Here is a 5,728-nt window from a genome sequence, read left to right on the forward strand (position 1 = left end):
GCGCTTCTTCGCGGGATGGGTCGGGGCGCTGCTCGTGCCGCTGTCGCTGCTCGGCTGGGCGGCGTGGCGCTCGCGGCTCGGGCTTGCCGTGCTGCTGATCCAGCTTGGCTATGCGGCGCTGCTGATGCTCTTTGCGCGGCCCGCCAATTTCTATTGGGCGATGCTCGTCACGCCGACATTGTTCGTCGGCCTTGCCCTTGCACCCGCCGCGCTGACCGCATTGGTGCGATCGGTGCGCCGCCCGATGCGAGTGATTCCCGCTGCGGCCATTTAGGCGTCCGCTTGAACTGAAGCGAGGAAGCGCATAACTGATGTGCGAAGGAGACGGCGATGAATCAAACCCAGTCGATCGCCGCCCGCCCGGGGCAGGCCAGCCACCGCTGATGCCCTCGCCGCGCATCCTCCTGATCATCGGCGGCGGTATCGCCGCCTATAAATCGATCGAGCTTGTCCGCCTGCTGCGCAAGGCGGGCTATATCGTGCGCTGTGTCGTCACGCGCGCGGGCGAGCAGTTCGTCACGCCGCTGACGCTCGCCGCACTCAGCGAAAACAAGGTCTATACCAATCTCTTCGACCTCAAGGACGAGGTCGAGATGGGGCATATCCAGCTCAGCCGCGAGGCCGACCTGGTCGTCGTCGCGCCCGCGACCGCCGATTTGCTCGCCAAGATGGCCGCCGGCATCGCCGACGATCTGGCGACCACGCTTCTGCTCGCGACCGACAAGCCCGTGCTCGCCGCGCCCGCGATGAATGTGCGGATGTGGCTGCACGTCGCGACGCGGCGCAATGTCGCCACGCTGCGCGGCGACGGAGTGACGGTGATGGAGCCCGACGAGGGCGAGATGGCGTGCGGCGAATATGGCCCGGGGCGGTTGCCCGAACCCGCCGCGATCAAGGAAGCGATCGATGCGGCGCTTTCTTCTCCCCTCCCGCTTGCGGGAGGGGTCGGGGGAGGGACTGTTTCGTCGTCAGTCTTACCATTATACGACTCTGCCCTCTCGCCAGACACGCTCTCCCCTAGCCCCTCCCGCCAGCGGGAGGGGGACTTGGACGGTCAGCCAGATTTTGCCTCGGAAAACCACCGCCCGCTCTATGGCCGCCGTATCCTGATCACCGCGGGACCAACGCACGAGCCGATCGACCCGGTGCGCTATATCGCCAACCGCTCGAGCGGGAAGCAGGGCTTTGCGATCGCCGCCGCCGCCGCCGAAGCGGGCGCCGAGGTGCTGCTGATCGCGGGGCCCGTGCCGCTGCCGACCCCGCCCGGCGTGATCCGCGTCGACGTCGAAACCGCGGTCGAGATGGCGGCCGAAGTACAGGAGGGCTTGCCCGTCGATGCCGCGATCATGGTCGCCGCGGTCGCCGACTGGCGCGCCGCCGACGCCGCGCCGCAAAAGATCAAGAAGGACGGCAGCGGACAGGTTCCGCCGCTCGCGCTCGCCGAAAATCCCGACATCCTCGCCGGACTCGCCAAATCGCCCGAACGCCCCAAGTTGCTGATCGGCTTTGCTGCCGAAACCAACGACGTGATCGCGCATGCCGAGGCCAAGCTCGCCCGCAAGGGTTGCGACTGGATCGTCGCCAACGACGTCTCGGCCGACCCGATGGGCGGCGAGAGCAACCGGGTGCATATCGTTAGCAAAGCCGGGGTAGACAGCTGGGACCGGCTTCCCAAGCAAGCCGTCGCCCGCAAATTGATGGAAAAGATCGCCGATGAACTCGACACGCGCGCACCCCCAAAATAACTCTGGGAACGAGATTGAGATCGCCATCCAGCGGCTGCCCAACGGCGGCGGCCTGCCCCTGCCCGCCTATGCCAGCGATGGCGCGGCGGGAATGGACGTCGTCGCGGCCGAGACGCTGACGCTGCGCCCCGGCGCGCGCCACGCGGTCGCGACCGGCTTCGCGATGGCGATCCCGGCCGGTTACGAAGTGCAAGTGCGCCCGCGCTCGGGGCTCGCGCTCAAGCATGGCGTCACCTGCCTCAACACGCCGGGGACGATCGACAGCGACTATCGCGGCGAAGTGAAGGTGATCCTTGCGAACCTCGGCGACGAGGCGTTCGAGATCAAGCGCGGCGATCGCATCGCGCAGATCGTCCCCGCCCCCGTCCAGCGCGCGGCCTTTGCCGAGGTCGAGACGCTCGACACGACGGCGCGCGGCGCGGGCGGTTTCGGATCGACGGGGGTCGAGAGCGATGCGGTCGACGAAACCGCGCACACCGCCGGCCTCGCCTCGCTGTCGGGCATCAAGCTGCGCTGACCGGTGCTCAGCGACGCCGAACTCGACCGCTATGCCCGACAGATCATCCTGCCGGCCTTTGGCGGCGCGGGACAGGCGAAGCTGAAAGGCGCGCATGTCGCGGTGATCGGCGCGGGAGGGATCGGCTGTCCGGCGATCACCTATCTGGCGGCGGCGGGCGTCGGCAAGCTGACGATCATCGACCATGACGTCGTCGAACTCAGCAACCTCCAGCGCCAACCCTTGTTCACCGACGCCGATACCGGCGCGCGCAAGGCCGAGGTCGCCGCCGAAGCGGCCCGGCGGATCAACCCGCATGTCGAGGCGGTCGCGGTCGCCGAACGACTCGATGCCGGCAACGCCGAAGCGTTGCTGGCGGGCGCGAGCCTGATCCTCGACGGCTGCGACAATTTCGACACGCGGCTCGCCGTGAACCGCGCCGCCGTCGCGCTCCACATTCCGCTGCTCAGCGCCGCGATCGGCGCGTTCGAGGGACAGGTCGCGCTCTACGAAGGCTGGCGCGCGGCGTGCGCCTGCTATGCCTGCCTCGTCGGCTCCGATCCCGACCGTGAGGGCATTAATTGCGCTGAAACCGGCGTGATGGGCGCGCTTGCGGGGATGATCGGCACGATGGCGGCGCTGGAGACGGTGCGCGCGCTCACCGGCCTCGGGTCGTCCTTGACCGGCCGGCTCGCGATCGTCGATATGCTCGATCGCCGCTGGCGCGAGGTCGGCGTGCCGAAGGATCCGCAATGTCCGGTCTGCCGAGCCTGAACATCATCGTCGCGGTCGCCGAGGGGCGGCGGCTCTATGCCGCGCTCGAAGCGGGGATGGCGGCGGCGGCGCTCGGCCGGCCGGTGCGCATCTTCCTGCAGGGCGAGGCCGCGGCGCTGCTCCGCGATCCGCTGTCCTTTTCGGGCGACGAGGCGCGCCGCGCCGCGGGGCAGCCCGATCTCGCCCGGCTCGTCGAAGAAGCGATCGCGATGGAGATCGCCCTTTTCGTCTGCCAGTCGGGCCTGGCGCTCGTCGGCATCGCGGCGACCGAACTGGTGCCGCATGTGCGTGCGGCAGGGCTGGTCAGCTTTCTCGCCGAGGTTGGCGCCGAGGACCGGCTGATCGTTTATTGACTCCCGTTGCCCCCGCGAAGGCGGGGGCCGCTAGAGTTTGATGAGATCAGTTCGATCCGTTCGTGTCGAACGGAAATATGAAACAACCTAAAGACATCAGGCTCTAACTGCCTTGCTCGGCGGCGTTGCGGAACCGACAGCGGCCCTCGCCTTCGCGGGGGCGACGCGTTTTCAGGGATTATCGCAGACCTTGATCGCATCGGGGTCGGGGCGCCTGCCCTCGGGCTCGAAGCGCGCGAGATAGCCCCCGGCGTGCTGCTTGTCGTCGTAGGAGACGAGCTTGTAACCCACCGCCTCGAACTCGCAGACGAGCAGGCGGAAGGGCGTGCCATGCTGCGCGATCGGGCGGTCGCCGTCGACGACGAGCACCTGCCCGCCCTTGCGCAGCGCCGGGCGCAGCCGCCACAGGAACGCGTAAGGCTCGCCGATCTCGTGATACATATGGACCATGAAGACGCGGTCGAAGCTGGCGGCGGGCAGGCGCGGATCGTCGACCGCGCCGAGTTTCAGCGAGATATTGTCGAGCCGCTCGCGCGCGACGCGGTCGGCGAGCCGCTCGATCACCTCGGGCATAATGTCCTGCGCGAGGACGCGGCCGCCCGCGCCGACGCGCTGCGCCAAGCGCACCGTATAATAGCCGTCGCCCGCGCCGATGTCGGCGACGGTCATGCCGGGGCGAACATCGGCCGAGTTCATGACATCCTCGGCCTCGTTGACGCGGTCGCGCGCTTCCTCGGTCGACCATTTGGTCGAGACGGTCGGCGCGACCGGCCGGTCGGCGGGCGGGAATTCGCGCGCGGTTTCGGTGCGGTCGCTGCCATCGTCCCACGGCGCGTCGCAGCCGTTCAGCAACGGCAGGAGCGCCAGCAGGACGGCGGCTGCGCGTTTCATCAGTCGATATCTTCCACTTCGACCTTCTCGCCCGTCACCTTCTGCGACAGCGCCGCGGCCATGAAGGGGTCGAGCGCGCCGTCGAGCACGTCGCCGGGTGCGGTCGAGGTCACGCCGGTGCGCAGGTCCTTCACCAGCTGGTACGGCTGGAGGACATAGGAGCGGATCTGGTGGCCCCAGCCGATCTCGGTCTTCGCCTGATATTCGCCCGACGCCGCCGCCTCGCGCTTCTGCAATTCGGCTTCGTACATCCGCGCCTTCAGCATCCCCATCGCGGTCGCACGGTTCTTGTGCTGCGAACGGTCGTTCTGGCTGGCGACGACGATCCCGGTCGGAATGTGCGTGATGCGCACCGCCGAATCGGTCGTGTTGACGTGCTGGCCGCCCGCGCCCGAGGCGCGATAGGTGTCGATCTTGAGGTCGCCTTCGTTGATCTCGATATCGATATTGTCGTCGATCACAGGATAGACCCAGACGCTCGAAAAGCTGGTGTGGCGGCGTGCCGAACTGTCATAGGGCGAGATGCGGACGAGCCGGTGGACGCCGCTTTCGGTCTTGGCATAGCCATAGGCGTTTTCGCCCTTCACCAGCATCGTCGCCGATTTGATGCCCGCCTGTTCGCCCGCCTGATATTCAACCAGCTCGACCTTCAGCCCGCGCTTTTCGGCCCAGCGCATATACATGCGCTGGAGCATTTCGGCCCAATCCTGGCTTTCAGTGCCGCCCGCGCCCGCATGGACTTCGATATAGGCGTCGTTGGCGTCGGCCTCACCCGCGAGCAGAGCCCTGATCTTGTCCTCTTCGGCGCGCGCGGCGAGGACACCAAGCGAAGCCACGGCCTCGTCGACCATCGCCTCGTCGCCTTCCATCTCGGCAAGCTCGATCAACTCGGCGGTGTCGGCGCATTCACTTTCGATCGCGCGCGTCGCGGTGATCGCCTCGTCGAGCCGGCGGCGTTCGCGCATGACCTCTTGCGCCGCCTTGGCGTCGTTCCACAGCGTCGGATCCTCAACCTTCGCGTTCAGCTCGTCGAGCCGCCGCACCGCGCGGTCCCAGTCGAGGAAACGCCGCAGCAGCGCCAGCGCGGCGCCAATCTTGTCGATATGATCCTGCGCTTCGGCGCGCATGTCCTTGCTCCTGAAATATGTTGGTCTCGCCCTTAGGGCCTTGGACGCGCCAAGGAAAGGACGCCCGGAAAGAAGCGCACCGGCGTCAGATGATGCCGCCGCGATCCTCCAGAAACTCGCTGTCGCTGCGGCGGCCGTTCCCCTGCTGGACAGGCGCGTCCTGACGCCGCGGGGCCTTTGCCGGCTTGATTTCCTCTTCGCGGATCGTCCGGCGCGGTTCGCTTTCGGGCTTGAACGCTTCCCAGATGATCGAGGCTTTGGGATCGGTGCCCGGCCAGCTGCCATAGACGCGGCGCCCCGACTGGCGATCGATCCGCACCATGCGAACGCCCTTGGGCGCGG

The 5,728-nt window shown here is 67.6% G+C and carries 6 protein-coding genes and 2 pseudogenes; 5 read left to right on the plus strand and 3 right to left on the minus strand.

The window, feature by feature from the left end; all coding sequences use genetic code 11:
- The 5 genes and pseudogenes from VJ811_RS07095 to VJ811_RS07115 form a co-directional block, all read left to right on the plus strand.
- Positions 1–274, plus strand: a pseudogene (locus tag VJ811_RS07095) (hypothetical protein); the annotation flags it as partial.
- 109 nt (positions 275–383) lie between these two features.
- The gene (locus VJ811_RS07100; protein WP_324071556.1) at positions 384–1,745 is read left to right on the plus strand and encodes a bifunctional phosphopantothenoylcysteine decarboxylase/phosphopantothenate synthase; all 1,362 of its coding nucleotides are present in this window, start codon (positions 384–386) and stop codon (positions 1,743–1,745) included.
- On the plus strand, positions 1,714–2,262 hold the full coding sequence (gene dut, locus VJ811_RS07105; protein ID WP_324071557.1) for a dUTP diphosphatase: 549 nt from the start codon (positions 1,714–1,716) through the stop codon (positions 2,260–2,262). The genes VJ811_RS07100 and dut overlap by 32 nt, the downstream gene beginning before the upstream one ends.
- Before the next feature lie 3 nt (positions 2,263–2,265).
- The gene (locus VJ811_RS07110) at positions 2,266–3,015 is read left to right on the plus strand and encodes a HesA/MoeB/ThiF family protein (protein WP_324071558.1); all 750 of its coding nucleotides are present in this window, start codon (positions 2,266–2,268) and stop codon (positions 3,013–3,015) included.
- Positions 2,994–3,368, plus strand: coding sequence for a DsrE family protein (locus VJ811_RS07115; protein ID WP_324071559.1), 375 nt, complete (start codon positions 2,994–2,996; stop codon positions 3,366–3,368). The genes VJ811_RS07110 and VJ811_RS07115 overlap by 22 nt, the downstream gene beginning before the upstream one ends.
- Positions 3,369–3,539: 171 nt before the next feature.
- Here the strand turns inward: VJ811_RS07115 and VJ811_RS07120 are convergent, their stop codons facing one another.
- From VJ811_RS07120 to VJ811_RS07130, 3 genes and pseudogenes are all read right to left on the minus strand, one after another.
- Entirely contained in the window at positions 3,540–4,259 is a 720-nt protein-coding gene (locus VJ811_RS07120; protein WP_324071560.1) for a class I SAM-dependent methyltransferase, read from the minus strand.
- Positions 4,259–5,386: a peptide chain release factor 2 gene (gene prfB / locus VJ811_RS07125; RefSeq protein WP_324071561.1), complete on the minus strand. Its 1,128-nt coding sequence runs from the start codon at positions 5,384–5,386 to the stop codon at positions 4,259–4,261. The genes VJ811_RS07120 and prfB overlap by 1 nt, the downstream gene beginning before the upstream one ends.
- Positions 5,387–5,471: 85 nt before the next feature.
- Positions 5,472–5,728: pseudogene (locus VJ811_RS07130) on the minus strand (penicillin-binding protein); the annotation flags it as partial.

Source organism: Sphingopyxis sp., from assembly GCF_035250425.1.
Classification (GTDB): domain Bacteria; phylum Pseudomonadota; class Alphaproteobacteria; order Sphingomonadales; family Sphingomonadaceae; genus Sphingopyxis.

What these genes read in the sequence shown, in the direction of transcription:
- VJ811_RS07120 (WP_324071560.1), bottom strand. Translation starts at nt 4,259, where the DNA reads ATGAAACGCGCAGCCGCCGTCCTGCTGGCGCTCCTGCCGTTGCTGAAC.
- dut (WP_324071557.1), top strand. Translation starts at nt 1,714, where the DNA reads ATGAACTCGACACGCGCGCACCCCCAAAATAACTCTGGGAACGAGATT.
- VJ811_RS07115 (WP_324071559.1), top strand. Translation starts at nt 2,994, where the DNA reads ATGTCCGGTCTGCCGAGCCTGAACATCATCGTCGCGGTCGCCGAGGGG.
- prfB (WP_324071561.1), bottom strand. Translation starts at nt 5,386, where the DNA reads ATGCGCGCCGAAGCGCAGGATCATATCGACAAGATTGGCGCCGCGCTG.
- VJ811_RS07100 (WP_324071556.1), top strand. Translation starts at nt 384, where the DNA reads ATGCCCTCGCCGCGCATCCTCCTGATCATCGGCGGCGGTATCGCCGCC.